We start from the raw sequence: 25,610 nt of genomic DNA on the forward strand, positions 1-25,610 counted from the left end.
CATCGTCCGGCGCTACCAATGAGGTAAATGCAATGGCTGCCAAGGATATTCGTTTCGGTGAAGACGCCCGTTCGCGCATGGTGCGCGGCGTCAACGTTCTCGCCAATGCCGTCAAGGCCACCCTGGGCCCGAAGGGCCGCAACGTCGTGCTGGAAAAGAGCTTCGGCGCCCCGACCATCACCAAGGACGGCGTCTCCGTCGCCAAGGAAATCGAACTGGCTGACAAGTTCGAGAACATGGGCGCGCAGATGGTGAAGGAAGTTGCTTCGCGCACCAACGACGATGCCGGCGACGGCACCACCACCGCCACCGTGCTGGCCCAGGCCCTGATCCGCGAAGGCGCCAAGGCCGTTGCCGCCGGCATGAACCCGATGGACCTCAAGCGCGGTATCGACAAGGCCGTCTCGGCCGCCGTCGCCGAGCTGAAGAACATCTCCAAGCCGACCGCCGACGACAAGGCGATCGCCCAGGTCGGTACCATCTCGGCCAACTCGGACGAATCGATCGGCCAGATCATCGCTGACGCGATGAAGGAAGTCGGCAAGGAAGGCGTCATCACCGTTGAAGAAGGCTCGGGCCTGGACAACGAGCTGGACGTGGTCAAGGGCATGCAGTTCGACCGCGGCTACCTGTCGCCGTACTTCATCAACAACCAGCAGTCGCAGACCGCTGACCTGGATGACCCGTTCATCCTGCTGCACGACAAGAAGATCTCCAACGTCCGTGACCTGCTGCCGGTGCTGGAAGGCGTCGCCAAGGCCGGCAAGCCGCTGCTGATCGTGGCCGAGGAAGTTGAAGGCGAAGCGCTGGCCACCCTGGTGGTCAACACCATCCGTGGCATCGTCAAGGTCGTGGCCGTCAAGGCCCCGGGCTTCGGCGACCGTCGCAAGGCGATGCTGGAAGACATGGCCGTGCTGACCGGCGGCACCGTGATCTCCGAAGAAGTCGGCCTGTCGCTGGAGAAGGCCACCATCAAGGACCTGGGCCGCGCCAAGAAGGTGCAGGTCTCCAAGGAGAACACCACCATCATCGACGGCGTCGGCGACAAGGCCAACGTTGATGCACGCGTGGCGCAGATCAAGACCCAGATCCAGGACACCTCCTCGGATTACGACCGCGAGAAGCTGCAGGAACGCGTGGCCAAGCTGGCCGGCGGTGTTGCCGTGATCAAGGTCGGCGCCTCGACCGAAATCGAAATGAAGGAAAAGAAGGATCGCGTCGACGACGCCCTGCACGCCACCCGTGCGGCCGTTGAAGAAGGCGTGGTTCCGGGCGGCGGCGTTGCCCTGGTCCGCGCGATCACCGCGCTGGCCGGCCTGAAGGGCGCCAACGAAGACCAGAACCACGGCATCCAGATCGCCCTGCGTGCGATGGAAGCCCCGCTGCGCGAGATCGTGGCCAACGCCGGCGACGAGCCGTCGGTCATCATCAACAAGGTCAAGGAAGGCACCGGCAGCTTCGGTTACAACGCCGCCACCGGCGAGTTCGGCGACATGCTGCAGTTCGGCATCCTGGACCCGACCAAGGTGACCCGTTCGGCGCTGCAGAACGCCGCCTCGATCGCTGGCCTGATGATCACCACCGAAGCCATGGTTGCCGAAGCTCCGAAGAAGGACGAGCCGGCCATGGGTGGCGCCGGTGGCATGGGCGGCATGGGTGGCATGGGCGGCATGGACTTCTAAGTCCACGTCCCCGGCGGTCGTTGCCGACCCTGGTCGGCACGCCCTCCCGATGCAAGGAAGAACCCCGCCGCAAGGCGGGGTTTTTCGTTGCCCGGTTGCCGCCGCAGCAGCGCATCGCTACGCTCGGTGGCCATGCCTACCTCCTTCATCGTCGTCGACGACTTCCTTTCTCCTGCCGATGCGCAGGGGCTGCGCCAAGCGGCGCTGGGCCTGACCTATCCGGTGCAGGAGGGCGCATTCCCCGGCCGCAATTCGCAGCAGCGGCTGGAACTGGACGGGCTGTCCGGCGCGGTCTCGCGGCTGGTCAACGAACCGCTGCGGCCGGTCAACCCACTGCAGTCGCACGGCAAGTTCCGCCTTACCCTGGCCGGTGACACCGGCCGCGCCAAGGTGCACGCCGATCACTCGCACTGGTCGGGCATCCTCTACCTGAGTGCACCGGAGCACTGCGAGGGCGGCACCGAGTTCTTCCGCCACCGCCGTACCGGCACCGAGCGCATGGCCCTGGATGCAGCGGAGCTGGCCGCATTGGGCTATGCCAACGGCGGCGACATGCATCGTGACATCATCGAGTGCGACAGCAACGACGACAGCCAGTGGGAAATGACCATGCGCATCCCGATGCGTTTCAACCGGCTGGTGCTGCTGCGGCCCTGGTTCTGGCATACCGCCGGGCCAGCGTTCGGCGACCGCCCGGAGAATGGCCGGCTGGTGTACCTGATGTTCTTCGAGCAGGCGCGCTGAGCGGAGCAGGCATCCACGCGTGAGGTGGATCCACACGCCATGCATGGTTGCTCCCATCCCTCCGCACTCCCCGCCCAGGGATCATCGCGCCTTCATTCGACGAAGGCCTTCGCCGCGCCGTACTCCCACTGCCATGGCACGCCGATATCACCCAGCACGAACGCCACCAGTGCCGGGAAGGTGGCCTCGGCCCGTACATCGTTGCCCAGGATCACCACGCAGCGTTTGTGCCGCTCGATGCACACCAGGGTGTTGCCGACCGCATCGTCGTGGCCGCCCTTGTAGAAGCCTGCACCCTGGGGGCCACGGAAGGTCACCACGCCCAGGCCCGCGGCCAGATCCCGGTGCTGCTGCGCAACGGGCAGCTCCGGCTGCAGCGTTGGGAACTGGCTGGCGGTGGTGATCGGCAGCTGCGGCCGCACCAGTTCCCTGCGCATTGCCGCAGACAGCCCATCGCCGCGCACATAACCGGCGGCGAAGTGGGCCATGTCGGTGATGGTGGTATCCATCGATCCTGCCGCCCGCACACGGCTGCGTTGATCGTGCGGCTCTGTATCGCCTTCGACGGTCCAGCCATCGGCCAGGTTGCCGGCGAAATCCGCGCGCCACGACATGCTGGTGCGCGCCATGCCGAAGCGATCGAACACGCGCTGCTGCATCAACGCACCCACATCCTCGCCCAGTCGCCCACGTTCGATCACGAACTGCAGCAGGATCAGGCCCTCGCCGGAATAGCCGTAGCGGCTGCCGGGCTCGAAGTGGAACTTCAACCGGCCATCCGGTTCGAGAAAGCCGAAGTTGGCAAAGCCGCTGGCGTGATTCAGCAGCTTTCGCGGCGTGAGCCGGCGCCAGCGTGCATCACTCGCCAGCACGCTGTAGTCGGCGTACTTTTTCGGTTCGGGCGGGTAGTCTGGCAGCGGCACGTCCAGAGCTGTGGCGATGCTGGCATCCAGATCGATCACCCCGTCCTGCGCCAGCTGTGCGACCAGGTGGCCGAAGGCCATCTTGGTGAGCGATGCGGCATACATCACGGTGTCGGTGCGCAGCGGCTCGCCTGCGGCGTTGCGTTCACCGTAGGCGGCCACATGCACCACCTTGCCGTCATCGATCACCGCCAGCGCCATCCCGCGCGCATGGGCCGCCTGCATCAGCCGCTGTGCTTCGGCATCGATGCGAGTGGGCGAGGGCACGGGTGGCGGCGCGGCCAGTACCGCCAGCGGGAGCAGCGTCAGCAACATCAGGGTGGCACGGCACATGCGTGGAACTCCTGGTGGGGCGCACGGTGATGCTACGCCGGGCTGCCGCTGGCGTCATCGCCAGTTGTCAGCCGGCCTGCGGCCGGCGCAGGCAGATCCGTGCTGCGCCGGCACCGATGTCCACCTGGCCGCCGCGCACTGCATCGGCACCGAGGATCAGCGCCGACCGGCCCTCCAGGCCGATCGCCTTGAACACCGGCAGTTCGCTGATGCGGACCTCCATCGACGGGTGCTGCCAGCCGCCGCCGGTCATGCCGGGCAGGGTGTACAGCCAGGTTGCCTGCTTGCCGCCGCCCAGGCCTTCGGTGCCCTTTTCACGCACCCGCACCCGCGCGTCGCTGCCGTCGGTGCGCAGCCCCAGTGCGCGGGCGGCTTCGGCGTTGAGGACGGTCTGTGCGGCACCGGTGTCGACCACGGCGATGGCGTCCACCGCAGGCGCGCCCAGTGCAAGCGTGATGAAGCCGAACTGGCGCAGGCCGCCAGTGCGGCCGGGCAGCGCATTGGGCTGGCAACCCGGTCCTTCCAGGTTCAATCCGCCGGGTGTCCACAGCGCCAGTTGATTGCGGCCGAAGTCCCAACGGGTGTCCCAGCGCCCGGTCAGATCGTTGCCGATCAAGCCGTCGATGGCTGGATCATCATCCTTCGGCAACGATGACAGATCGACGTTCATGGCTTGGGCCTGCAGCTGCCAGCTGCCCAGCTGCCAGGACGTGCTGCGCATGCGCTGCAACCGCGCCGAAGCTGCACTCGCCCCTTGCGCCTGTGATACCTCTGCATCCGCATCCTCCAGGCCATAGCGCCGCACGACGCGGGCGTCGACCAGCGTTGCCCCGGCGGCACTGTCGACCACGAAGCGCAGCGGTTCGGCGCGCCCGTCCAGCGAGACGGCCACCGCCGGATGACCGCCCTGCATCCACATCGGCAGGATGTGCGCGGCGGCGTTGGAGGCGAGCGCAGGCAAGGGAGCGGCGAACAGGGGCAACAGGAAGAGGCGCAAGGGAAGACTCCGCAGTGATCGTGGGTAACCATTGGCGCACGGCGGCGTATCGCCGGAATATCGGCGCTGATACCGTCCTGATACACAGGTGCTGGATACTGTCCGAATGAGTACTCCCATCCGTGTCATCGTCGTCGACGACGATGCCAGCATCCGCGACGCCATCGCCGACCACCTGCTGCTGCACGGCTACCAGGTACGCCTGGCGGCGGATGCGGCGGCACTGGACGTGCTGCTGCAGGCCGAACGACCGGACCTGATCATCCTCGACTGGATGATGCCCGGTGAGGATGGGCTGTCGGTCTGCCGCAGGCTGCTGGCGAGGGCGATCCCGATCCTGATGCTGTCGGCGATGGGGGCTGCACCGGACCGCGTGATCGGCCTGGAGATGGGCGCGGACGACTACCTGGCCAAACCCTTTGATCCGCGTGAACTGCTGGCGCGGGTACGCGCACTGCTGCGCCGTCAGGACAAGCTGCGCACGCAGGTGGCCAGCGAGCTGCGGTTTGATGGCTGGCGATTGCTGCCCGACCAGCGTCGCCTGTTCGCACCGGACGGTGCCGAGCTGGTGCTGAGTCGTGGCGAGTTTTCCCTGTTGCTGGCGCTGGCCGAACGTCCCGGGCGGGTGCTGGGGCGTGAGCAGCTGCTGCAGTTGAGTCGCGGAGAAGCCAGTGACAGCGTGGACCGTGCCATCGACCTCGCGATCAGCCGCCTGCGCCGCAAGCTCGGGCAGGCCGCGTCCGGGGCAGAAGCCCTCGTGCAGACACTGCGCGGGGAAGGGTATCGCTTCGACGCTGAGGTACAGGTGCTGTGAGCAGCCGGTGGTCGACCACACGCTGGATCGCGATGCTGGCGCTGGCCAGCCTGCTGCTGGCAACCCTGGTCAGCGTTGCAGTGGTGGGTTGGATGCCCCGGCCCGCGCCGCCACCGATGCGGCTGGACCATGCGATGCAGGTACTGCGTGGGGAACAGGCGCCGGCGTCACTGGGATTGCGCAGGGCGACGCAGGACGCGCCCCCCCAAGGTAGCGCCAGCGACTGGCTCGCGCAGCTGGCGGCCGCGCAGATGGGCATGCCGGCCGAGGATGTACGCCTGGCATGGACGGGGCAGGGCAGGGCGCCCGATGTGCAGGTCATCGAGGGTGGCGCGGTACTGGACGCCTCCGGTCGTGCTGGCGTGCTGAAATCACAGGCCGCGCTGCTGACCGCGATGCAGTGGCCGCCGTTTGAACTGGGGATGCGCCAGGCCGACGGCCGCTGGCGGGTGGTCGGCAGCGACCATAGTGACCTGGCGGCCTGGCGCCGCCAGGTGATGCTCGCCCTGTTGGGCGGTGCGATCCTGCTGGCGCCGTTGGCGGCGTGGGCGTCGATCCGGTTGGGGCGCCCGCTGCGGCGCCTGGCCGAAGCGAGCGCACGGGTCGACCTGCAGGCCGAATCGCCATTGCCCGACGATGGCCCACGCGAAGTGCAGATGCTGGCCGCCGCGATCAGCACCGGTCGCGAACGCCTGCGGGTCCAGGCACAGGACATGACCCGTATGCTGGCGGCAGTGGCGCATGACCTGCGCACGCCCCTGACCGGCCTGCGCCTGCGCGCCGAGTTCGCTCCCGCACCACAGGCCGCCCGGATGGTGGCGGACATCGAACGCATGGACGCGATGATCGAGCAGGTGCTGGACTATGCACGCGGCGAGCTGCAGCCCTTGCAGATGCGCTCGCTGGATCTGGCTGCCCTGCTGCAGGAATGCCTGCAAGGGGCGCTGCTGCGCGGGGTCGACATTTCGCTTCAGTGCCCGGATAGGCTGCCGTGGCATGGCGATGCGCTGCTGCTCCGGCGCGCGGTCGACAATCTCATCGACAACGCCGAGCGTTACGCGGGCGCCGTGGAGCTGCATGTCGCCGTGTGGGGACATGGGGTGCAGCTGGATGTGATGGATCGCGGGCCGGGTATCGCCGAAGCTGATCGTGTCCGCCTGCTGCAACCGTTCCAGCGCAGCGAAAGCTCGCGCAGTCGCGCTACCGGTGGGACCGGGCTGGGACTGGCCATGGCCGCCAACGTGGCCAGGCGTCACGCAGGCGAACTGCAGCTGCTGCACCGCGAGGGCGGCGGGCTGATCGCGCGCCTGCTGCTGGGAAAGCTCCCCTGATATCGGCTGTGGTTTACAGATGGCGGCTATCCGGTTATATGATTAGGCGCCTAACCATATCGTGTTCGTGAGATGATCGAAGCCAAGCATCAGGCCCTGCTGGAGGAATCGCAGCGACGCGGCCACGCCAACATCGCGCAACTGCGCCTGTGCTTCCAGCTGCTCTCGTTGTCCTCGTCGATCGATCGCGACTGCGCCGCGCGGCTGGCACCGCATGGGCTCAGCGAGGGCCGCTTCATCGTGCTGTTCCTGCTGCACGGGGCCGGTGGCACGCTGCCGCCGCACCTGCTGGCCGAGCGTGCCGGCGTGACCCGTGCCACCATCAGCGGCCTGCTCGATGGCCTGCAGCGTGAAGGCCTGCTGCAGCGTCGCAGCGATGACGGGGATGGCCGCCGTCTGCAGATCGTATTGACCGCACCGGGAAAGCGCTTGGCCGAGTCGTTGTTCGAGCAGCACACGCAATGGATCAGCGGTCTGTTCGACGGCCTGGATGCGGGTGAACAGCAGCAGCTGTCGCAGCTGCTGCACAAGGTCTGGCAGCATACGGACGGTGGGCGGGAATCGGCAGCATGAGCACGCCCGTTCCTGCGCAAAGGCTGCATGCACTCAACAGTGGCAGCGCTGCTGCCACCCATCTGGCCGAATGCCTGGCCGTGGATTTCACCGCGCTGCTGCAGGTGGTGGCGCCTGCCCTTGAGCCGGAATCGCTGCAATGCATGCGCGACGCCTCAGGCAAGGGCATCACCCAGCGCATGGCGCTGGCGGCGCGGTTGCTGCACGAAGCCGGACAGGGGGAGCCTGCGCGCTGGCAGGCGCATGCGTCAGACACGGTGCGTGGCTGGGCCTGCTACCTGATCGGCGGCGAAGCCGACGCGACGCTGCCGGCCAAGCTGCAGGCGATGCGGCCACTGGCTGACGACCCGCACTTCGGCGTGCGCGAATGGGCGTGGCTGGCGCTGCGTGCCGACATTGTTGCCGCACCACTGCAGGCGCTGGAGTACCTGCAACCATGGACGCAGGAAGGATCGCCGTACCTGCGCCGCTTCGCCTGCGAAGCGCTGCGCCCGCGCGGCGTGTGGGCCACACATGTCGCGCTGTTCAAGCGGCAGCCGGAACTTGCAGAGGCGATGCTGGAAGCACTCGCCGACGACCCGGAGCGCTATGTGCAGGACTCGGTCGGCAACTGGCTCAATGATGCCGGCAAGACACAGCCGCAGTGGCTGCGTGCGCTGTGCGCGCGCTGGCAACAGCAGCACCCTGGCGATGCCAATGCCTACATCCGCAAACGCGCCATGCGCTCGCTCCGGTAGTGCCGGCCGCTGGCCGGCAACCCCCCAAACCTTCAAGGAAGAAGCAGCATGTCGCACACCTTCATCGAGCTCTATACCGCCACCCCCGCCTGGACCACGCTCCAGCCCGAGCAGCGGAATGCCTTCTTCGCCCGTATCGGTGCAGGCATGCAGCAGTTCGATCCGGTCCGCATCACACCGCTGGCGATGGGCCGCATTGCCACGGGCGTACAGCACGGCAGCGATGAGCAGTTCTATGCGGTCTGGCGCTGTGCAAGCCGCGCGGACGCCGATGCGCTGGTGGCCGGCATTGCCGCCACCGGTTGGCATCAGTACTTCGCCACCACCAACGCCGTCGGCGCAGACGATGGGATGGGGCAGCACCTTGCCGACCTGGCCGCCTTGTAGCAGCGTCTCCGGACGCGCATGGCACATGCGCCTGTCACCCGGACGCGGTAAACAGGACATTGCCCATGTCCATCCGCAGGGAAGTTGATCATGCAGAGCACGCTCCAGGTCACGCTGTTCGGCCCGCTTGGCGACAGCCCGGCATTGCAGTTGCCGGGGCGGGAAGGGCCGTCGGTGGCCATCCCGGAGGCGGCCCTGCGGCGGTTGGTCTCCGACCTCTACACCACCCGTTCCCTGCTCAATCCCGAGCAGCTGGACGAGGCCAGGCAGGAGCTGGACCGCGTGCTGGAGCGCTGGGCCGACATCCACGAAGGCCTGTTGCTGGACGTGGAAGTGCATGGCAAATGAGCAGCTTTGCGTGGCTGCTGCCGCGTGGGCAGCGCCGGCGCGCGCCTCGCTGAACCGCACCCGCGGTTGCGGATGAAACATTTTGCACTGCGCAAAAGCTGTGCTATCAATACACCCCATGAACGCAGCCGCCACCCGCTTTTACTGGTATTACTTTCCGAAGCCACTGGCGGAGGAAGGACTGCGCTCACCCTGAAGAAAGCTTCAGACGCATTCCCGAAAGCCGCCAGCGAACCTGGCGGCTTTTTTCATGCCGCCACGCTGGGGACCCCAACGTTCCGGAGATCTCCTGCAATGCCCCCGCACACCGACGACCTGCGCATCCGCACCATCGAACCGCTGACACCGCCTGCCCAGCTGCTGGCGATGCTGCCCTGTGACGATGAAGCCTCCGACACCGTCAGCGCCTCGCGCGCGGCCCTGCACCAGATCCTGCACGGCCGTGACGACCGCCTGGCAGTGGTGGTGGGCCCGTGCTCGATCCACGACCCGAAGGCCGCCATCGAATACGCCCAGCGCCTGAAGCCGCTGCACGACGCGCTGGCCGGCGAACTGGAAATCGTCATGCGTGTGTACTTCGAGAAGCCGCGCACCACGGTGGGCTGGAAGGGCCTGATCAACGACCCGGACCTGGACGGCAGCTTCCGGATCGACAAGGGCCTGCGCATTGCCCGCGGCCTGCTGCGCGACATCAACAAGCTCGGCCTGCCGGCCGGTGTCGAATTCCTCGATGTGATCTCGCCGCAGTACATCGCCGACCTGGTGGCGTGGGGCGCGATCGGCGCGCGTACCACCGAAAGCCAGGTGCATCGTGAGCTTGCCTCGGGGCTGTCGTGCCCGGTCGGCTTCAAGAACGGCACCGATGGCAACGTCAAGATCGCCGCTGACGCGGTGGGTGCGGCGTCCAATCCGCATCACTTCCTGTCGGTCACCAAGCAGGGCGGCACCGCCATCGTGTCGACCACCGGCAATCCGGATTGCCATGTGATCCTGCGTGGCGGCAAGCAGCCGAACTACGACGCCGGCAGCGTCGCCGACGCCTGCCAGGTGCTGGCCAAGGCCAAGCTGCCGACGCGCCTGATGATCGACGCCAGCCACGCCAACAGCCTGAAAAACCCCGAGAACCAGCCGAAGGTGATCGAGGACATTGCTGTTCAGCTGGAAGACGGCGAACAGCGCATCGTTGGCGTGATGATCGAGAGCCATCTGGTCGGTGGCCGCCAGGAACTGGTGGAAGGCCAGCCGCTGGTTTACGGGCAGAGCATCACCGATGGCTGCATCGACTGGGACACCACCGTGACGGTGCTGGAGCGTCTGGCTGCGGCCGTGCGCGCCCGTCGCGACGTGAAGGTGTCCGAAGCAGCCTGATCGAAGCCGCCTGAGTGCGGCACGTGTGTGGATGGCGGCCAGCGCCTGCGGGGGTGCGGCCGCGATCAGGGCCGGTCGGAGTTGGAGGCCGGCCCATCTGCACCGGCGATGCGCCTGGCGCTGCGCATGAGCGACAGCGCCAGGTACATCGCCGGGGTGGTGATACCGCTTCCTGTAGCGTCGAGCCATGCCCGACCTGCGCGCGAAGCGCGTTGGTTTCCTGCAAAGAGCAGTCGAGCATGGCTCGACTTTACGAAGAGGCTCAATGCACTTCGTCGTGGTAGACGAACTTCGGCATTTCCCAGCGGTAGTGGATCGCCAGCAGGCGCAATGCGAAGCCGCCGCCAAGGCAGCACAGGATTGCGGTGGCATCGGCCACGCCCCAGTGCAGCAGCAACAGATAGGCCGCGCCGGTCAGGAGCGCGATGATCGCGTACAGCTCCTTCTGGAAGATGAGTGGCACCTCGTTGCAGAGGATGTCGCGCAGCACCCCGCCGAACGCGCCGGTCAGCATGCCGGCGATCAGCACGATCGGCATCGCATGGCCGGCTTCGCGCGCGATCGAGCAGCCGATCAGGGTGAAGGCGATCAGGCCCAGCCCGTCGAGCACCAGGAAGGTGCGGCGGAAGTGGTGCATCCAGCGCGCCACCCAGGTGGCGATCAGCGCCGCGCACACGGTGAAGCCCAGGTACTCGGGGTGCTTCACCCAGCCCAGCGGGTAGTGGCCGAGCAGGATGTCGCGCAGTGAACCACCCCCGAGGGCCGTGACGCAGGCGATCATGACCACGCCGAACAGGTCCATGCGGCGGCGGCCGGCGGACAGTGCGCCGGTCATGGCTTCGGCGGAAATGGCGATCAGGTAGATGATGGACAGCAGCATGGGGCAGGCTCCGGGCGCGGTGGGGCCGGCCATGCGCGACCACCGCCACTGCCTGCGCAATGACGGGATGACGATGACCGGTGCCGCTCCCGCTGTCCTTTTGCCTGAGAGTTCAGCGGCATGGGCCGCGTGCCCCTTCGGCGGATCGTCCCGGGCATGCCCGGTGACCTCTCTCCAGCTCGGCGAGTCGAATGCATGGTTGGTGGGATTCCAGCCCACCGGCCTGAGCGATCATGGGAGCCTGCGCCTTCGGCGGGCGCCAGCGCGGCGCCTCTCTCCTGCATTCGGGCGCCAGTATATCCGCTGCAGTGCAGCACGGCATAATCCAGGCATGGCCCCGTCCGTCCGCCCGTGGTTCCTGTACCTGCTCGAATGCCGCGATGGCAGCTATTACGCCGGCATCAGCACCGATGTGGAGGCGCGTTTCGCCGCCCACCAGGCCGGCAAGGGCGCGCGCTACACCCGGGCCCGGCCGCCGCTGCGCGTGCTGGCCGTGCGCGAGTACCCGGACCGGGCCGCGGCCTCGCGGGCCGAGTGGCAACTCAAGCAGCAGCCCCGCGAACGCAAGCTGGCCTGGCTGCAGGCAACGGATCCTGCGCTTCTGTAGAGCCGAGCCCACGCTCGGCTGTTGTTCCGTCTGCCCGATGCGGGAGCCGAGCATGGGCTCGGCTCTACAATAGATCCACGTCATGCGTGGATGGGCCGTTCGGCCCATGCGATGATCCGCCCGCGCCCAGAGCCGGAGACCCGGATGTCCACGATTGCCCTGCTGTTCGCGCTTTCCGCAGCAACGAGCCCTGCCGCCGACCCCGCCACGATCGCGGCCATCGAAGCCACCTGCCACGACTACGTCGATGGCCAGCTGGAGGCCGATCCGCAGCGCGTCGCCCGTTCGCTGCACCCGGACCTGGCCAAGCGCGCTGTGCTCGGTGATACGCCAGACGAGCGCCTGGGCCTGCGCCGGATGTCGAAGGAGGAGCTGGTCTCGCTGACGAAACAGGGCGCGCTGAAGACCCCGAAGGATCAATGGGATCGCCGCTGCACGGTGCTGGACGTGACCGGCAACGCGGCCTCGGTGCGGCTGGAAACCCCGTGGTTCGTCGACTACTTCCACATGGGGCGTTTCGACCAGCGCTGGGTCATCGTCAACGCACTGTGGTACCCGAAACCGAAGGCGCACTGAGCGATGCGTGCCGCCGGCAACGCATGGATCTCCGTCGTCGTGCTGGTCGCCGGCATCGCGCTGCTGCCTGGCCTGCTGTATCTGCTCGGGCTGGCATTGGTGGACGGTCGGCCGAAGCCGGCCGACCGCGCGCCCAGTGGTGTGGCTGCGTGCAGCGGTGAGCCACGGGCGGGATACCAGCCGATGAACCCCTGGCGCTTCACCGCCCAGTTCTTCGACAAGGACGGGATGAAGAACAAGGTGCCTGAAGTGGAGCGGGAGGCCTTCTGGATTGCCCGGCGCCACCTGTGGCGGCAACCCCAGCGCGGCATGCTGCGCTGGCATCTCAGCAGCACCGCGTTGGCGATCTGGATCACCCGGCATTGGAGTACCGCGCAGATTGCCGACACCGCGAGGAAGGAGGACTTCTGCCGGAAGTAGATCCGCGCCAGGCGTGGATGGCGCTCCATGTTTGTTGACGGGGTCAGAGCCCTTTCCCGCGGAAAGGGATCCGACCCCTGTTGCGTGCGGCCTTACCGCTTCGGCCGCCGGTCGTCCTGGTCATCACCGAAGATGATGCGCGCGCTGCGCTGGTAGCTCCAGTACGCGACCGCCCAGTTCAGCAGCACCACGATGCGGTTGCGGAAGCCGATCAGGAAGAACACGTGCGCGGCCAGCCAGAACCACCAGGCCAGCACGCCGGAGAGCTGCAGCCGGCCCAGGTGCACGATCGCGGCCATGCGGCCAATGGTGGCCAGGTTGCCGTAGTCGGCGTACTTGAACGGACCGGGCTCGGGCTTGCCGTGCAGGCGTGCACGGACCACCTCGGCCACGTACTTGCCCATCTGCTTGGCCGCGGGCGCCACGCCGGGAACCGGCTTGCCGTCGGCCTGGCTCAGTGCGGCAAGGTCGCCGGCCACCAACAGCTCCGGGTGATCAGGCAGGGTCAGGTCCGGCTGCACCTGCACGCGGCCGGCGCGGTCCAGCGGCACGTCCAGCGTGCGCGCCAGTGGTGAAGCGGCCACGCCGGCGGCCCAGACCACGGTGCGGGCCGGCACGAACTGCTCACCGAGCTTGAAGCCCTGGCTGTCGATGTCGCTCACCGGGGTACCGGTCAGCACTTCCACGCCCAGCTTTTCCAGCTGGCGGCGCGCCTTCAGCGAAAGCACTTCCGGGAACGAGGACAGCACGCGCGGCCCAGCCTCGACCAGCCGCACCTTGGCGCTGGCCGGATCGATGTGGCGGAATTCGTTGCGCAGCGTGTGGCGCGCGATCTCGGCCAGCGTGCCGGCCAGTTCGACGCCGGTGGGACCACCACCGACGATGGCGAAACTCAGCCACGCCGCCTTCTTCGCCGGGTCCGGTTCGGCCTCGGCGCGTTCGAACGCCAGCAGCAGCTTGCGGCGCAGTGCAATGGCATCGTCCAGCGTTTTCAGGCCAGGGGCATCATCGGCCCACTGGTCGTTGCCGAAGTAGGCGTGGGTAGCGCCGGTGGCCAGCAGCAGGTTGTCGTAGTCCAGCGTGCTGCCATCGGCCATGCCGATCTGCCGTGCCTGCTTGTCGATGGCGACCACTTCGCCGAGGCGGACTTCCACGTTGCGCTGGTGGCCGAGGATGTGGCGCAGCGGTGCGGCGATATCCGGCGCGGACAGGCCGGCGGTGGCCACCTGGTACAGCAGCGGCTGGAACAGGTGATGGTTGCGGCGGTCGACCAGGGTGATGCGTATGCGCTCGCGAGCCAGGGCACGGGTGGCCCAGAGACCGGCAAAACCGCCGCCGACAACGACCAGGTGGGGAACGCGCTCGCGACTCATCGACTCACTCCAGTGGGGGCATTGGGGGAAGCGCCTGGCATCTTCGCACGGCGGCCACCTGTCACGTCAGCGCCCGCGTGGATCGGCGATACTCGGGTTCAGGCAACCGCCCGCGAGGAATCCATGAGCGAACCGGAAAAGCGCATCGCCCTGTTGATCGACGCCGACAATGCGCCGGCCTCGAAGATCGACGAGGTCCTGGCCGAAGTCGCCCGCTATGGCGTGGCCAACGTGCGCCGTGCCTACGGCAACTGGAAGAGCCCCCGGTTGAAGGGCTGGGAAGCGGTGCTGCACGAATACGCGATCCGCCCGATCCAGCAGTTCGCCTACAGCAAGGGCAAGAATGCGTCGGACATGGCGATGGTGATCGATGCCATGGACCTGCTGTACGCGCGCAACCTTGATGGCTTCGCCATCGTGTCGAGCGATGCCGATTTCACCCCGATGGTGATGCGCCTGCTGACCGACGGCGTGAAGGTGTATGGCTTCGGCGAAAAGAAGACGCCGGAACCGTTCGTCAACGCGTGCTCGAAGTTCACCTACCTGGAAGCGCTGGGCCAGACCCACGCCAGCGTGCCGGATGCCGAGCAGGCATCGAGCGAACAGGCATCGAACGAGCCCGTCGCCAATGATGATGCACGCCCGCGCAAGAGCGGGGCGGAGATGCGCAGCGACACCCGGCTGGTGAAGATGCTGCGCCGCGCGGTGTCCTCGGCCGAGGGCGAGGATGGCTGGTCGCACCTGGGGCCGGTCGGCAGCCAGATCGGCAACCAGGCCTCGTTCGATCCGCGCAACTATGGCTACGGCAAACTCAGCGATCTGCTGGCGGCGATCGGCCTGTTCGAGCTGAAGAAGGATGGCAAGTCGTCCTACGTGCGCGCGCTGCCAAAAAAGAACCGGTAGTGCCGGCCGCTGGCCGGCAGCGCGCAGGCGCCCGATCCCGCATCCGGCACGCACATCTCCACTCCGATCAGGCGTATCGTTGCCGCTCGCATTGCCAGCAAGGGAAACCCGCATGTTGAAGATCTGGGGCCGTCGCAATTCCAGCAACGTCCGCAAGGTGCTGTGGTGTGCCGAGGAGATCGGCCTGCCGTACGAATCCATCGAAGTCGGCGGCAGCCATGGCGGCACGCAGACGCCGGAGTACCAGGCGATGAATCCCAACGGCCTGGTGCCGGTGATCGAGGACCACGGCCTGCCGCTGTGGGAATCGAACGCCATCGTGCGTTACCTGAGCGCGCGCTATGCGCTGGGCACGCTGTACGCCGAGGACCCGATGGAGCGCGCGCAGGCCGAAAAGTGGATGGACTGGAGCACCTCGCGGATGGCGCCGCTGTACAGCGACCTGGTCTGGGGCATCATGCGCACCGCGCCGGCCGACCGTGACGAAGCGCGCATCAGCGCGGCCATCGTTCGTGCCGGTGACTACCTGGCGATGGCCGATGCCACCCTGGCCACGCAGCCATGGCTGTCGGGCGGGACGTTCGCGATGGGCGACATTCCGCTCGGCTCGCTGGTGTACGCCTGGTATGAACTGCCGATCCAGCGCCCGGACCTGCCGCACCTGGCCGAGTGGTATGCGCGCCTGCGTGAGCGACCGGCCTACCAGCGCGGCGTGATGTCGCCGCTGACGTAAGCGAAGGCGTCCGGGGTCAGAGCCCTTTTCTGCGAAAAGGGATCCGACCCCAGGGCATCGGGGCCGGATCCCACTCGACGGGTGGGCTCTGACCCCTCAATAAAGATCCGTTGGATCCACATCCAGCGACCAGCGCACCTTGCGTGCTTCCGGCAGCGCGTACAGCTGCGGAACCAGTTGCGAAAGCACGCCATGCAGCGGCGGCCGCTGCACCGCAGACAGCAGCAGCTGCGTGCGCTGGTAACCGGCCCGCCGTGGCATCGGCGCCGGCATCGGCCCGTAGGCCTCGACCACGTTCTGTTCGCCCAGCAGGTGCCGGGCCGCCAGCAGGAATGCATTGGCATGCTCCACCTGCTGCGCTTCGGCGCGCATCAGCGCCAGATGCGCGAAGGGCGGGAATCCGGCCGCCTGGCGCTGGTTCAACTCGGCTTGCGCGAACGGATGGTAGCCACCGCTCACCAGGGTTTCCAGCAGCGGGTGCCCGGGGTGATGGGTCTGCAGCCAGACCTCGCCCGGGTCGCGCGCACGTCCCGCGCGACCGGCCACCTGGATCAGCTGCTGCGCCAGTTTTTCGCTGGCGCGGAAGTCGGCTGAGAACAGGCCCTCATCGATACCCACCACCACCACCAGGGTCAGCTTGGGCAGGTCGTGGCCCTTGGCCAGGATCTGCGTGCCGACCAGGATGCCGGGCTGGTCGCCCAGTTTCGCCAGCTGCTGTTCCAGCGCGTCGCGCCGTGAGGTGGTGCTGCGGTCGATGCGCACCACCGGGAAGTCGGCGAAGGCCGCAGTGAGATGTTCTTCCAGGCGTTCGGTACCGATGCCCTGCGGTTGCAGCGCCAGGCTGCCGCAGGCCGGACATGCCAGCGGCGCCGGTTGCCGCGCGCCGCAGTGGTGGCACTGCAGGCGACGACCGCCACCATGCACGGTCATCGGCGCATCGCAGCGCTGGCATGGCGCGGTCCAGCCGCAGTCGTGGCACAGCAGCACCGGTGCGTAGCCGCGGCGGTTCTTGAACACCAGCACCTGCTGGCCACGCTGCAGATGCTCCCCGATGCCGGCCAGCACATCGGCCGAGAGGCCGTCATGCAGCGGGCGCTTGCGTACATCGAGGATGCGCACGCGCGGTGGCCGCGCATCGCCGGCGCGCTGTTTCAGGCGCAGGTGGGTGTAACGCCCGGCATAGGCGTTGTGCAGGGTTTCCAGCGAGGGCGTGGCACTGCCCAGCAACACCGGAACGCCCAGCGACTTGGCCCGGACCAGGGCGAAATCGCGTGCGTGGTAACGGATGCCGTCCTGCTGCTTGTAGCTGCCGTCGTGTTCCTCGTCGACGATCAGCAGGCCGGCCTGGGGCAGCGGCGTGAACACCGCTGAGCGGGTGCCGACGATGACGCGCGCTTCGCCGCGTGAGGCCGCTGCCCAGACGCGCGCGCGCTCGTTGTCGTTCAACCCCGAGTGCAGCGCATGCACGGCGATGCCGAGGCGGCCACGGAAGCGTGCCAGGGTCTGTGGGGTCAGGCCGATTTCCGGCACCAGCACCAGCGCCTGCCTGCCCTGCGCCAGGCAATGGATGATCGCCTGCAGGTAGACCTCGGTCTTGCCGCTGCCGGTCACGCCATCCAGCAGGAACGGCTGGAAGCCGTCGGCGGCATTGATCGCGGCCACCGCCTCGGCCTGGTCCGGGTTGAGCGTGGGACCGGGCAGTGGCTGCGCGTGTTGGGGGGCCACGCTCAGCGCAACCCGCTCGGCCAGCCCGCGCTTGGCCAGGCTGCGCGCGGCGGTGCGCCAGTCCTGCATGCGTTCGCCCAGCACGTCCTCATCCACGATGGCTTCGGCCAGCAGCTCGGCCAGTTGCCGTGGACGGCTGCCTGCGCGCAGCTTTTCACGCTGGGCGTGGCCTTCGGTGGTCAGCTGCCAACCCCAGTGGTGTGTGTCGGGCAGGACCTCGCCATGGCGCAGCGGGCCGGGCAGGGCGGTGCTCAGCACCTCGCCCAGTGGCGCATGGGTGTAGCGCGCCAGCCATTGCAGGCTCTGCCACAGCTCCCCCTGCAGCAGCGGCTGCGGGTCGCACCAGGCCAGGGCCTGGCGCAGTCCCTGGCCGTCGTCGGTCTGGCCGTGCCCCACCACCACACCGACCAGCTCCCGGTTGCCGAACGGCACCTTCAGGCGGCAGCCGACCGCGACCGCCGGTGCATCGCCCTCCGGCGACAGGTAATCGAACAGGCGGGGCAGGGGGACAGGCAGGGCGACCTGCAGGGTCGGAATCGGTGAAAGCATCGGGCCAGTGTAACGGGCCATGCGCGCGCGAACGGCAGCAGCGGGAGCGGCGGGGCGGCGCCCGTTGAATCATAAATGTCACCTAAATATCGGTGTCCATTGGAGATTCAGTCTTATCCACATGTTCTGTGGATAACGTTGTGCGTTAACGGCCATCGGAAACGTAGAAGGCCGATGGCGACGGCCTCACGCTTGGGTTGGTCAAAAAATCGCCACACAACAAAAGGCAATAAAATCAATAGCTTAAGTGTGAAACAATGCTGAAACAGAGCGAATTCAGCCCGAAGCCACAGTTTTCGCCGGAGGGGGCGTGGTGCTGTGCACAACCTGCAGCACGAAGTGCCTGTGGGCGCAAGTCCTACGGGCGTCGATGGCCTGCCGCTATCATGCCGGCAGACCTTTGGAGTGATCGATGACGGCTGTGCCCGCCCCTGTTTCCTCGACCGCGGCCGGCGCGCTGTCGGCGTTCCTGCGTGGCGTCGAGCGCCGTGCCCTGGTGGTCGCTGAACTGCAGTGCGGCGATGCCGCGCGTGCCGAGCAGACCCTGGTGGCGGTGATGCGCGCCTTTGCCGCAGTGGCCAGCGACCTGCCGATGGCGCAGTGGCCGACCCGCTTCTGGACCCTTCTGGGCCAGCGCCAGGCGCTGCGCGAGCCGGTGGGCGGGCAGTGGCTGCCGCCGTTGGCCGTGCTGGGCGCGATGCCGCCGCTGCCGCGCCTTGCGCTGCTGCTGCGGGTGGGGGGCAGCCTGGACGAGGGCATCGCCATGCGCGTGCTCGACCAGGACGAGGCGGGCTACCAGCACCTGCTGGCCGACGCCTGCCCGCGTGATGCCCACGGCCAGCCGGATGCCTCGGCCTGGCGCCAGTTGGCCGAACAGGTGCAGGCGCGTATCCGTGAGTTGCCGGCCGCGCGCCTGCAGCAGCTGCAGCAACCCGCCGCCGCGACCGCCCACAATGAAGCCCCGACCCCGAGCTGGCGCGCACCGCAGCGCGATGAGCGGGCGGCCGCCAATGGCAAGCGCCGTCGCACGAACGCCAAGCCACGTTGGCGCGGTCCGCTGATCCTGCTGGCGACCGTGGCGATACTGTTGGCCGCAGCGCTGGGCTGGCGCCACTGGCAGGGGCATTCCTTCGGCAGTGATGCACCGCTGCCGGAGGGGGTGGTGGGCGAAGCCGGTCCGGTGACGGTGGAAGCCCTGCCACCCAGCAAGGTCAACGCCACGCCGGATGCGACCACGGCCCAGGCCACGGACGACGCAGCGATGCTGGCCGATCGTGACTACCCGCTGGTTGCCGATGCCGACCTGTACGCGTGGACTGCCGCGGGGGGCCCGCTGCCGGTGGATGAATCGCAATCCAGGCCGAGCCGGCCCGAGCCGGCCAGTGCCACGCTGGAAACCGCTGCTGCCGATGAATAAGTCCGTGTTCGCCAGCCTGCTGCTGGCCCTGCCGTTGTCGCTGTCTGCCGCGCCGCAATCGTTGAACGTGCCGTTGCCGCCACCGATGTCGCCGGCCACGCCGGTGGCTTCGCCAGCACCGTCGGCGGCAGCACCCTCTGGCTTCGCCCAGCTCGATGCGCAGCAGCAGCGCCAGCGCCGCGCCGACTACGCCGCCTGGCGCGCGCTGCCGGAAGGAGAGCGCGAGCGCATCCGCCAGGCGGCTGCGCGATTCAATGCGCTGCCTGCGGACCAGCAGCAGCGCCTGCGCCAACAGTTCCGCGACCAGGACCAGGCGTTCCGCGACGGGTGGCGGCTGGGCCCGCAACTGGGCCTGGAATTCCCCAAGCTGCATGGCTTGTTCGGCTTCGTGCCGCCGGAACAGCGCGAGACCGCGCTGGCCGTACTGCGCCAGCTCAGCCCGGCGCAGCTGGCCCAGCTCACTCTGGTCGCGCAGCGAACGCCACCGCAGGAACGCGACGCAGTGCGCAGCGCTTTCCTCGCCGTGCCCGCCGCCGAGCGCGACAGCTGGCTCAAGCGCCAGGCCGGCCAGTAAAAAAGGGGACGGAGGGGATTAAGTCGCATCCGGCACGAGCGGGCCTGAAACGACTTAATCCCCTCCGTCCCCTTTTTGTGTGGGGCGGCTGAAACCCAGCATTCACGCCATGTCATGGGAATGCTGGCGTCGCCCGCGTAAGATGGGCGCCCGCAACCCGGTGCCTGTGCCCTTCGCGCGCAACCGCAGTTCGCGTCAAGCACCTTATGTCTACTGCAACCTCCACGCCGCGCTTCAGCAAGGAAGTCGGCGCCACCGGTCTGCTCGCCCTGCCGCTTGTGCTGGGCCATGTGTCCACCGGTCTGATCTCCTTCGTCGACAACGTGATTGCCGGCCACCACGCCACGGCCACACTGGCCGCCGTCACCATCGGTACGGCGCTGCTGTGGCTGCCGATGCTGATTCCGATCGGCACCCTGATCTCGCTCACCGCCTCGGTGTCGCAGCTGCATGGCGCCGGCCGCGAGCGCGAGATCGGCCCGCTGTTCCGCCAAGCACTGTGGCTGGCCTTGGGGCTGGGCCTGATCATGTTCACCTTCCTCACCGTGGTGCCGCCGCTGCTGCCGTCGTTCGGCATCGCGCCGGACATCGTGCCGGGGGCGACCGCGTTCCTGCATGCGGTGCGCTGGGGCGGACCGGCGCTGACCCTGTACTTCTGCATGCGCTATCTCAGTGAAGGCATGCACTGGACGCTGCCGACCATGCTGCTCGGCTTCGGTGGCCTGCTGGTGCTGGCACCGATGGGCTATGTGCTGGCCAACGGCAAGCTCGGCTTCCCGGAAATGGGCGCCGAAGGCCTGGGCATCGCCTCGGCGGTGATGATGTGGCTGCAGGCAATCGCCTTCGCCACCTACCTGTGGTTCACCAGGCGCTTCGCCCATCTGCAGCTGTTCTCGCATTTCGAAGGGCCGCGCTGGAAGGCGATCTGGGACTTGCTGCGCACCGGCCTGCCGATCGGCATCACCGTGCTGATGGAGGGCGGCCTGTTCATCGTCACCGCGCTGCTGATCGGCCGCCTTGGTGCCAACGAAGCCGCTGCGCACCAGATCGCGATCAATGTCGCGCAGCTGTGCTTCATGATCCCGATGGGCGTGGCCGAGGCCACCACCGTGCGCGTCGGCCATGCGGTCGGCCGTGGTGACGGCTTCGGCGTGCGGCGTGCGGCCTGGGCCGGTTACGCGATCATCATGGGCACGCAGACGTTGTCGGCGGCGGTGCTGCTGTTCGGCCACGATGCCATCGTCGGTGTGTACACCAACGACCTGGCAGTGGCCGGCCTGGCCTCGACCCTGCTGCTGTACGCGGCCACCTTCCAGTTCCCGGACGGCATCCAGGTGCTGTCGGCCGGCGCGCTGCGCGGCCTGAAGGACACCCGCGTGCCGATGTTCATCGCCATGTTCGCGTACTGGGGCCTGGGCATGCCGCTCGGCGCCGGGCTCGGCCTGGGGCTGGGCATGGGCCCGCAGGGCATGTGGATCGGCCTGATCGTCGGCTTGACCGCCGCTGCCATCCTGATGGGCTGGCGCCTGCGCCGCAGCAGCCAGCGCATCGGGCAATCCGCGCTGTCCTGATCTTCCCGCCCGCCACGTTCACCCGTGACGGGCGATCCCCTGACTTGTGTCCGATGCTGCATCACGCGGCACCGGCTATGCTGGTACCACGGCAAGAAGCCATCCGGAGCGTTCCATGAATCAACCCGTGCCCCCGCTGCCCCCGGCGCGTCGCAACCCCGTCGCCAGTTTCTTCATCGGGCTGTGGGACGTCATGAACTTCACCCGCCGGTTGATCCTCAACCTGGTGTTCTTCGGCCTGCTGTTCCTGCTGCTGGTGATGTTCGTCATCGCCGCCGGCATGGGTGCCGGTGCCAGCAAGTCGCTGCAGGACCGCACAACGCTGGTGATCGCGCCGGAAGGCCGCCTGGTCGAGCAGTTCAGCGCCGACCCGGTCAGCCGCGCGCTGGCCAAGGCGGTGGGTGACAACGGCGCCGAGGAGATCCAGCTGCGCGATCTGCTGCGGGTGATCGAGTCGGCCAAGGAAGACAAGAAGATCGAACGCGTGGTGCTGGAGCTGGACAAGCTGCAGCCGTCCGGTTTCGCCTCGCTGCGTGAGGTGGCCGCCGCGCTGCAGGACCTGCGCGCCTCCGGCAAGCAGCTGGTGGCCTACAGCGAGAGCATGGGCCAGTCGCAGTACCTGCTGGCCGCGCAGGCCGACGAGGTCTACCTGGACCCGATGGGTTCGGTCGTGCTCGAAGGCCTCGGCCGCTACCGCCAGTACTTCCGCACCGGCCTGCAGGACAAGCTGGGCGTGGACGTGCACCTGTTCAAGGTGGGCGAGTACAAGTCCGCGGCCGAGCCGTACGTGCTCGACGCGGCGTCGCCGGCCTCCAAGGAAGCCGACCTGTTCTGGATGAACGACGTGTGGCAGCGCTACCTGGGCGACATCGCCAAGGCCCGCCGCCTGGATCCGGCACAGCTGGCCGCCGGCATCGACACCCTGCCGGAAGGCATCGCTGCCGCCGGTGGTGACCTGGCCAAGTTCGCGCTGCAGCAGAAGCTGGTGACCGCGCTGAAGACCCGCGAGGAATTCGAGGATCTGATGATCGAGCGCGGCGTGGCCGACGAGGATGCCGACGGTGGTTTCCGCAACGTCGACTTCGGCCGCTACCTGGCCCTGCTCGACGCGCGCCGCAACCCGGTGGACTCGCGTCCGCAGGTGGCCGTGGTGGTGGCCGCCGGCGAAATCAGTGGCGGTGACCTGCCGGCCGGCCGCATCGGTGGCGAGTCGACCTCGGCGCTGCTGCGTGCCGCGCGCGACGACGACAACGTGAAGTCGGTGGTGCTGCGGGTGGATTCGCCGGGCGGTGAAGTGTTCGCCTCCGAGCAGATCCGTCGTGAAGTGGTAGCCCTGCAGGCCGCTGGCAAGCCGGTCGTGGTGTCGATGGGTGATCTGGCCGCTTCCGGTGGCTACTGGATCAGCATGAACGCCGATCGCATCTATGCCGATCCGTCGACCATCACCGGTTCGATCGGCATCTTCGGCATGGTGCCGAACTTCAGCCGCGCGCTGGACAAGATCGGCGTGCACACCGATGGTGTCGGCACCACCCGCTTCGCCGGCGCCTTCGATGTCACCCGCCCGATGGACCCCGCCGTGGGCCAGGTCATCCAGACGGTGATCAACAAGGGCTACGCGGACTTCACCGGTCGCGTCGCCGACGCCCGCAAGAAGCCGGTCGAGGCCGTCGACGAAGTGGCGCGTGGCCGCGTGTGGAGCGGTGCGCAGGCCAAGGAACGTGGCCTGGTCGATGCCTTCGGTGGCCTGAAGGACGCGGTGGCCGATGCCGCCAGCCGCGCCAAGCTGGGCAAGGCCGATGCCTATCGCGTGCGCTACATCGAGAAGGCAGCCACGCCGTTCGCACAGTTCGTCAGCGGTTTCGCCGGCAGCCGCGCCGGTGCCTGGATGCTGTCCGATTCGGGGATGGCGCGGATGATGCTGGCACGCACGATGCCGGAAGTGGACACTCAGTTGCGCTTCGTCGAGAACGCGGCCCGCGAGAAGGGCAATGGCGCTCCGGTGAAGGCGCTGGCGTACTGCTTCTGCGGATTCTGATCGGCAACGGTACCGAATGAAAACGCCCGGCTCTGGCCGGGCGTTTTCGTTGGTGGGGTCGGATCCCTTTGCCCCGCAAAGGGCTCTGACCCCACAGGTCACTGCGTCGCGTCGGCCTCGGCCTTGCGTTCGCGTGCGGCGGCCTCTTCCACCGCTTTCTGCGCGCCCTTGGCGCGGTCCAGCGGTTCCTGCATCGCACGCGACATCGCTTTGGGCACCGGTGGCTTCTCCGGGTTCGGCGTCGGCGGCCGCTGGCAGGCCACCAGCAGCACGCCGGCCAGCAGGGACGAGAACAGGATCAGGATGCGCATGGCGGCTCTCCGCGGTGGGCGTACGTGCAGTGTCGCATCCTCGGCAGAGGGCCGCCGTGAGCGCGTATCCTTGCCGCATCGAAATGCAGCGGGCGCGGCCCCGGAGGACACATGACCCAGCAACGGTGGCGCCTGGACGGGCAGACCGCCCTGATCACCGGTGCCAGCGCCGGTATCGGCCTGGCCATCGCGCACGAACTGGCCGGCTTCGGCGCGGACCTGATGATCGTCGGGCGCGATATCGACATGCTGGAGACCGCGCGCGACGAGCTACTGGATGTGTATCCGCAGATGCAGGTGCACGCGCTGGCCGCCGATGTCTCCGACGACGAGGACCGCCGGCAGATCCTGGACTGGGTGGAAGACCACAGTGATGGCCTGCACATCCTGGTCAACAACGCTGGCGGCAACGTCACCAAGGCGGCCACGGAGTATTCAGAGGACGAATGGCGGAAGATCTTCGAGACCAACCTGTTCTCGGCGTTCGAGCTGTCGCGCTACGCGCATCCGCTGCTGGCTCGCCACGCATCGTCGTCTATCGTCAACGTCGGCAGCGTATCCGGCCTGACCCATGTGCGCAGTGGCGTGGTCTATGGCATGACCAAGGCGGCGATGCACCAGATGACCCGCAACCTGGCCGTCGAGTGGGCCGAGGATGGCATCCGGGTCAACGCGGTGGCGCCCTGGTACATCCGCACGCGGCGCACGTCCGGTCCGTTGTCGGACCCGGACTACTACGAGGAAGTGATCAACCGCACGCCGATGCGCCGCATCGGCGAGCCGGAGGAAGTGGCCGCAGCCGTCGGCTTCCTGTGCCTGCCGGCGGCCAGCTATGTCACCGGCGAATGCATCGCGGTGGATGGCGGCTTCCTGCGCTACGGGTTCTGATCTTCCAAAAGGTAGTGCCGGCCGCTGGCCGGCAACTGGAATCATTTGAAGATCCTGCGATTGCCGGCCAGCGGCCGGCACTACCGGGTGGCTGTCACCCCGGTACCGGGCAGTTGCTGGCCTCCAGCACGCCCTGCAGCCGTTCGCGTTCCCCACGGGCGTTGTCGCGGTTTTCCGGCGAGGCGAACCGCTCACGGCCACGTGCGTCGCGGAAGCGTTGCTGCCAGCTGCTGCAGCGCTGCGCGTCCGGCAGTTCCTCGCAGCGGTCGCGCACCACTTCGCAGCCGGCGGCATTGACCGGCGTGGCGCCGCCCAGTCCCTGCACGGTCATCAGTTCGCAGCGCCCGGGGGCGGCTTCGTATTCGTGCAGGTAGCCACCGCCCTGGCTGTCGGTGCACTGGAAGATCGGTGGCAGCGGCGGCTTCGGCGGCGCATTGCTGTCCGGCGCGGCATCGGCCTGGCGTGGCAGCGATGCACTGTCGAGTATCAGATCGCCGCCTTCGCGTTCGACCATGCCAGCTTCCATGATCGTGCGTCCTTCGCCGGGGCGACGAGGCGCGGGTGCGGGAACGGACGGCGCAGTGGCCGCGGCCGGTCCGGGCGCGGCCGGCACGGGTGCCGCTGAGGCCGGCGCCGGCGGAGCACTGGCCGGCACCCTCACCACCTGCTGCTTGCTGCCGGCAGGGCAGGGCGTGCGTTGCAGGGTGGGCACATCGCTGCTACTGGAGGTACAACGGTAGATCACCCCGTCGTCGGCCAACGCGTTGCCGGCGAACAGGCCCAGGGCCAGCCAGATCAGGTTCTTCAT

At 67.8% G+C, this 25,610-nt stretch carries 26 protein-coding genes and 2 riboswitches; of the genes, 19 read left to right on the top strand and 7 right to left on the bottom strand.

The window, feature by feature from the left end; all coding sequences use genetic code 11:
- Positions 1-32: 32 nt before the first annotated feature.
- Both groL and J3A72_RS04950 read left to right on the top strand, forming a co-directional pair.
- A complete protein-coding gene (groL, locus tag J3A72_RS04945; RefSeq protein WP_005411226.1) occupies positions 33-1,682 on the top strand; it encodes a chaperonin GroEL in 1,650 nt (549 codons plus the stop codon).
- 132 nt (positions 1,683-1,814) lie between these two features.
- A complete protein-coding gene (locus J3A72_RS04950) occupies positions 1,815-2,426 on the top strand; it encodes a DUF6445 family protein (RefSeq protein ID WP_075076481.1) in 612 nt (203 codons plus the stop codon).
- Between the two features lie 92 nt (positions 2,427-2,518).
- Here the strand turns inward: J3A72_RS04950 and J3A72_RS04955 are convergent, their stop codons facing one another.
- Positions 2,519-3,682, bottom strand: coding sequence for a serine hydrolase domain-containing protein (locus J3A72_RS04955; protein ID WP_075076454.1), 1,164 nt, complete (start codon positions 3,680-3,682; stop codon positions 2,519-2,521).
- A 67-nt stretch (positions 3,683-3,749) separates the two neighbouring features.
- Positions 3,750-4,679: a retropepsin-like aspartic protease gene (locus tag J3A72_RS04960; RefSeq protein ID WP_075076453.1), complete on the bottom strand. Its 930-nt coding sequence runs from the start codon at positions 4,677-4,679 to the stop codon at positions 3,750-3,752.
- Positions 4,680-4,785: 106 nt separating this feature from the next.
- On the opposite strand from J3A72_RS04960, the gene J3A72_RS04965 reads away from it, so the two are divergent.
- The 7 genes from J3A72_RS04965 to J3A72_RS04995 all read left to right on the top strand — a co-directional run bounded on the left by J3A72_RS04965 (position 4,786) and on the right by J3A72_RS04995 (position 10,237).
- Positions 4,786-5,493 (top strand): response regulator transcription factor, encoded by a 708-nt coding sequence (locus J3A72_RS04965; protein ID WP_075076452.1) that lies wholly within the window; start codon positions 4,786-4,788, stop codon positions 5,491-5,493.
- A 32-nt stretch (positions 5,494-5,525) separates the two neighbouring features.
- Positions 5,526-6,824, top strand: a complete 1,299-nt coding sequence (locus J3A72_RS04970; protein WP_075076451.1) for a HAMP domain-containing sensor histidine kinase — start codon at positions 5,526-5,528, stop codon at positions 6,822-6,824.
- A gap of 72 nt (positions 6,825-6,896) precedes the next feature.
- Complete coding sequence (locus J3A72_RS04975) at positions 6,897-7,397, top strand: MarR family transcriptional regulator (protein ID WP_032958244.1); 501 nt, start codon at positions 6,897-6,899, stop codon at positions 7,395-7,397.
- A complete protein-coding gene (locus tag J3A72_RS04980) occupies positions 7,394-8,134 on the top strand; it encodes a DNA alkylation repair protein (RefSeq protein ID WP_049408673.1) in 741 nt (246 codons plus the stop codon). Before J3A72_RS04975 ends, J3A72_RS04980 begins: the two co-directional genes overlap by 4 nt.
- A 48-nt stretch (positions 8,135-8,182) precedes the next feature.
- A complete protein-coding gene (locus J3A72_RS04985) occupies positions 8,183-8,521 on the top strand; it encodes a DUF6616 family protein (RefSeq protein ID WP_069117776.1) in 339 nt (112 codons plus the stop codon).
- A gap of 90 nt (positions 8,522-8,611) precedes the next feature.
- Entirely contained in the window at positions 8,612-8,869 is a 258-nt protein-coding gene (locus J3A72_RS04990) for a hypothetical protein (RefSeq protein ID WP_014648585.1), read from the top strand.
- A 294-nt stretch (positions 8,870-9,163) separates the two neighbouring features.
- Positions 9,164-10,237, top strand: coding sequence for a 3-deoxy-7-phosphoheptulonate synthase (locus tag J3A72_RS04995; RefSeq protein ID WP_014648584.1), 1,074 nt, complete (start codon positions 9,164-9,166; stop codon positions 10,235-10,237).
- A gap of 262 nt (positions 10,238-10,499) precedes the next feature.
- On the opposite strand, the gene J3A72_RS05000 is transcribed toward J3A72_RS04995, so the two are convergent.
- Positions 10,500-11,117 carry a trimeric intracellular cation channel family protein gene (locus tag J3A72_RS05000; protein WP_005411215.1) on the bottom strand — a complete coding sequence of 206 codons (618 nt, stop codon included), beginning with the start codon at positions 11,115-11,117 and terminating at the stop codon, positions 10,500-10,502.
- 84 nt (positions 11,118-11,201) lie between these two features.
- Positions 11,202-11,305: riboswitch (glycine riboswitch) on the bottom strand.
- A gap of 13 nt (positions 11,306-11,318) precedes the next feature.
- Positions 11,319-11,408, bottom strand: a riboswitch (glycine riboswitch).
- Between the two features lie 40 nt (positions 11,409-11,448).
- Between J3A72_RS05000 and J3A72_RS05005 the strand changes: the two genes are divergently transcribed.
- The 3 genes from J3A72_RS05005 (at position 11,449) to J3A72_RS05015 (ending at position 12,720) form a co-directional block, all read left to right on the top strand.
- Positions 11,449-11,724, top strand: coding sequence for a GIY-YIG nuclease family protein (locus J3A72_RS05005; RefSeq protein WP_032958252.1), 276 nt, complete (start codon positions 11,449-11,451; stop codon positions 11,722-11,724).
- 144 nt (positions 11,725-11,868) lie between these two features.
- Complete coding sequence (locus J3A72_RS05010; RefSeq protein ID WP_049408669.1) at positions 11,869-12,300, top strand: nuclear transport factor 2 family protein; 432 nt, start codon at positions 11,869-11,871, stop codon at positions 12,298-12,300.
- Between the two features lie 3 nt (positions 12,301-12,303).
- Positions 12,304-12,720 carry a hypothetical protein gene (locus J3A72_RS05015; protein WP_050483511.1) on the top strand — a complete coding sequence of 139 codons (417 nt, stop codon included), beginning with the start codon at positions 12,304-12,306 and terminating at the stop codon, positions 12,718-12,720.
- Between the two features lie 92 nt (positions 12,721-12,812).
- Here J3A72_RS05015 and J3A72_RS05020 read toward each other — a convergent pair whose 3' ends face one another.
- Positions 12,813-14,093, bottom strand: a complete 1,281-nt coding sequence (locus J3A72_RS05020) for an NAD(P)/FAD-dependent oxidoreductase (RefSeq protein ID WP_075076450.1) — start codon at positions 14,091-14,093, stop codon at positions 12,813-12,815.
- Between the two features lie 123 nt (positions 14,094-14,216).
- On the opposite strand from J3A72_RS05020, the gene J3A72_RS05025 reads away from it, so the two are divergent.
- A complete protein-coding gene (locus J3A72_RS05025) occupies positions 14,217-14,996 on the top strand; it encodes an NYN domain-containing protein (protein ID WP_014648580.1) in 780 nt (259 codons plus the stop codon).
- A 112-nt stretch (positions 14,997-15,108) separates the two neighbouring features.
- The gene (locus J3A72_RS05030; protein ID WP_075076449.1) at positions 15,109-15,729 is read left to right on the top strand and encodes a glutathione S-transferase; all 621 of its coding nucleotides are present in this window, start codon (positions 15,109-15,111) and stop codon (positions 15,727-15,729) included.
- A gap of 96 nt (positions 15,730-15,825) precedes the next feature.
- Here the strand turns inward: J3A72_RS05030 and J3A72_RS05035 are convergent, their stop codons facing one another.
- Complete coding sequence (locus J3A72_RS05035) at positions 15,826-18,003, bottom strand: primosomal protein N' (protein ID WP_075076448.1); 2,178 nt, start codon at positions 18,001-18,003, stop codon at positions 15,826-15,828.
- A gap of 412 nt (positions 18,004-18,415) precedes the next feature.
- On the opposite strand from J3A72_RS05035, the gene J3A72_RS05040 reads away from it, so the two are divergent.
- The 4 genes from J3A72_RS05040 to sppA all read left to right on the top strand — a co-directional run bounded on the left by J3A72_RS05040 (position 18,416) and on the right by sppA (position 23,603).
- Positions 18,416-19,420 carry a hypothetical protein gene (locus tag J3A72_RS05040; protein ID WP_014648577.1) on the top strand — a complete coding sequence of 335 codons (1,005 nt, stop codon included), beginning with the start codon at positions 18,416-18,418 and terminating at the stop codon, positions 19,418-19,420.
- Positions 19,413-19,994 (top strand): DUF3106 domain-containing protein, encoded by a 582-nt coding sequence (locus tag J3A72_RS05045; protein ID WP_075076447.1) that lies wholly within the window; start codon positions 19,413-19,415, stop codon positions 19,992-19,994. The genes J3A72_RS05040 and J3A72_RS05045 overlap by 8 nt, the downstream gene beginning before the upstream one ends.
- A 206-nt stretch (positions 19,995-20,200) precedes the next feature.
- A complete protein-coding gene (locus tag J3A72_RS05050; RefSeq protein WP_046432753.1) occupies positions 20,201-21,565 on the top strand; it encodes an MATE family efflux transporter in 1,365 nt (454 codons plus the stop codon).
- 115 nt (positions 21,566-21,680) lie between these two features.
- Positions 21,681-23,603: a signal peptide peptidase SppA gene (gene sppA, locus J3A72_RS05055; RefSeq protein WP_032958263.1), complete on the top strand. Its 1,923-nt coding sequence runs from the start codon at positions 21,681-21,683 to the stop codon at positions 23,601-23,603.
- A 98-nt stretch (positions 23,604-23,701) separates the two neighbouring features.
- Here the strand turns inward: sppA and J3A72_RS05060 are convergent, their stop codons facing one another.
- Positions 23,702-23,914 (bottom strand): hypothetical protein, encoded by a 213-nt coding sequence (locus J3A72_RS05060; RefSeq protein WP_075076446.1) that lies wholly within the window; start codon positions 23,912-23,914, stop codon positions 23,702-23,704.
- 111 nt (positions 23,915-24,025) lie between these two features.
- On the opposite strand from J3A72_RS05060, the gene J3A72_RS05065 reads away from it, so the two are divergent.
- Positions 24,026-24,802: an SDR family oxidoreductase gene (locus J3A72_RS05065; protein WP_019660789.1), complete on the top strand. Its 777-nt coding sequence runs from the start codon at positions 24,026-24,028 to the stop codon at positions 24,800-24,802.
- 94 nt (positions 24,803-24,896) lie between these two features.
- Here the strand turns inward: J3A72_RS05065 and J3A72_RS05070 are convergent, their stop codons facing one another.
- Positions 24,897-25,610, bottom strand: a complete 714-nt coding sequence (locus J3A72_RS05070; protein ID WP_041864295.1) for a hypothetical protein — start codon at positions 25,608-25,610, stop codon at positions 24,897-24,899.

Origin of the sequence: Stenotrophomonas sp. PvP093 (genome assembly GCF_017876915.1) — a bacterium.
In the GTDB taxonomy this organism is placed as follows: domain Bacteria; phylum Pseudomonadota; class Gammaproteobacteria; order Xanthomonadales; family Xanthomonadaceae; genus Stenotrophomonas; species Stenotrophomonas muris.

Bases quoted from the DNA above. Each gene is read 5' to 3' on its own strand.
- J3A72_RS04965 (WP_075076452.1), top strand. From the start codon at position 4,786: ATGAGTACTCCCATCCGTGTCATCGTCGTCGACGACGATGCCAGCATC.
- J3A72_RS05030 (WP_075076449.1), top strand. From the start codon at position 15,109: ATGTTGAAGATCTGGGGCCGTCGCAATTCCAGCAACGTCCGCAAGGTG.
- J3A72_RS05025 (WP_014648580.1), top strand. From the start codon at position 14,217: ATGAGCGAACCGGAAAAGCGCATCGCCCTGTTGATCGACGCCGACAAT.
- J3A72_RS04985 (WP_069117776.1), top strand. From the start codon at position 8,183: ATGTCGCACACCTTCATCGAGCTCTATACCGCCACCCCCGCCTGGACC.
- J3A72_RS05070 (WP_041864295.1), bottom strand. From the start codon at position 25,610: ATGAAGAACCTGATCTGGCTGGCCCTGGGCCTGTTCGCCGGCAACGCG.
- J3A72_RS04950 (WP_075076481.1), top strand. From the start codon at position 1,815: ATGCCTACCTCCTTCATCGTCGTCGACGACTTCCTTTCTCCTGCCGAT.
- J3A72_RS05015 (WP_050483511.1), top strand. From the start codon at position 12,304: ATGCGTGCCGCCGGCAACGCATGGATCTCCGTCGTCGTGCTGGTCGCC.
- J3A72_RS05040 (WP_014648577.1), top strand. From the start codon at position 18,416: ATGACGGCTGTGCCCGCCCCTGTTTCCTCGACCGCGGCCGGCGCGCTG.
- J3A72_RS04980 (WP_049408673.1), top strand. From the start codon at position 7,394: ATGAGCACGCCCGTTCCTGCGCAAAGGCTGCATGCACTCAACAGTGGC.
- J3A72_RS05045 (WP_075076447.1), top strand. From the start codon at position 19,413: ATGAATAAGTCCGTGTTCGCCAGCCTGCTGCTGGCCCTGCCGTTGTCG.
- groL (WP_005411226.1), top strand. From the start codon at position 33: ATGGCTGCCAAGGATATTCGTTTCGGTGAAGACGCCCGTTCGCGCATG.
- J3A72_RS04975 (WP_032958244.1), top strand. From the start codon at position 6,897: ATGATCGAAGCCAAGCATCAGGCCCTGCTGGAGGAATCGCAGCGACGC.
- J3A72_RS05035 (WP_075076448.1), bottom strand. From the start codon at position 18,003: ATGCTTTCACCGATTCCGACCCTGCAGGTCGCCCTGCCTGTCCCCCTG.
- J3A72_RS05010 (WP_049408669.1), top strand. From the start codon at position 11,869: ATGTCCACGATTGCCCTGCTGTTCGCGCTTTCCGCAGCAACGAGCCCT.
- J3A72_RS05005 (WP_032958252.1), top strand. From the start codon at position 11,449: ATGGCCCCGTCCGTCCGCCCGTGGTTCCTGTACCTGCTCGAATGCCGC.
- sppA (WP_032958263.1), top strand. From the start codon at position 21,681: ATGAATCAACCCGTGCCCCCGCTGCCCCCGGCGCGTCGCAACCCCGTC.
- J3A72_RS05065 (WP_019660789.1), top strand. From the start codon at position 24,026: ATGACCCAGCAACGGTGGCGCCTGGACGGGCAGACCGCCCTGATCACC.
- J3A72_RS05050 (WP_046432753.1), top strand. From the start codon at position 20,201: ATGTCTACTGCAACCTCCACGCCGCGCTTCAGCAAGGAAGTCGGCGCC.
- J3A72_RS04955 (WP_075076454.1), bottom strand. From the start codon at position 3,682: ATGTGCCGTGCCACCCTGATGTTGCTGACGCTGCTCCCGCTGGCGGTA.
- J3A72_RS04970 (WP_075076451.1), top strand. From the start codon at position 5,526: ATGCTGGCGCTGGCCAGCCTGCTGCTGGCAACCCTGGTCAGCGTTGCA.
- J3A72_RS04990 (WP_014648585.1), top strand. From the start codon at position 8,612: ATGCAGAGCACGCTCCAGGTCACGCTGTTCGGCCCGCTTGGCGACAGC.
- J3A72_RS04995 (WP_014648584.1), top strand. From the start codon at position 9,164: ATGCCCCCGCACACCGACGACCTGCGCATCCGCACCATCGAACCGCTG.
- J3A72_RS05000 (WP_005411215.1), bottom strand. From the start codon at position 11,117: ATGCTGCTGTCCATCATCTACCTGATCGCCATTTCCGCCGAAGCCATG.
- J3A72_RS05020 (WP_075076450.1), bottom strand. From the start codon at position 14,093: ATGAGTCGCGAGCGCGTTCCCCACCTGGTCGTTGTCGGCGGCGGTTTT.
- J3A72_RS05060 (WP_075076446.1), bottom strand. From the start codon at position 23,914: ATGCGCATCCTGATCCTGTTCTCGTCCCTGCTGGCCGGCGTGCTGCTG.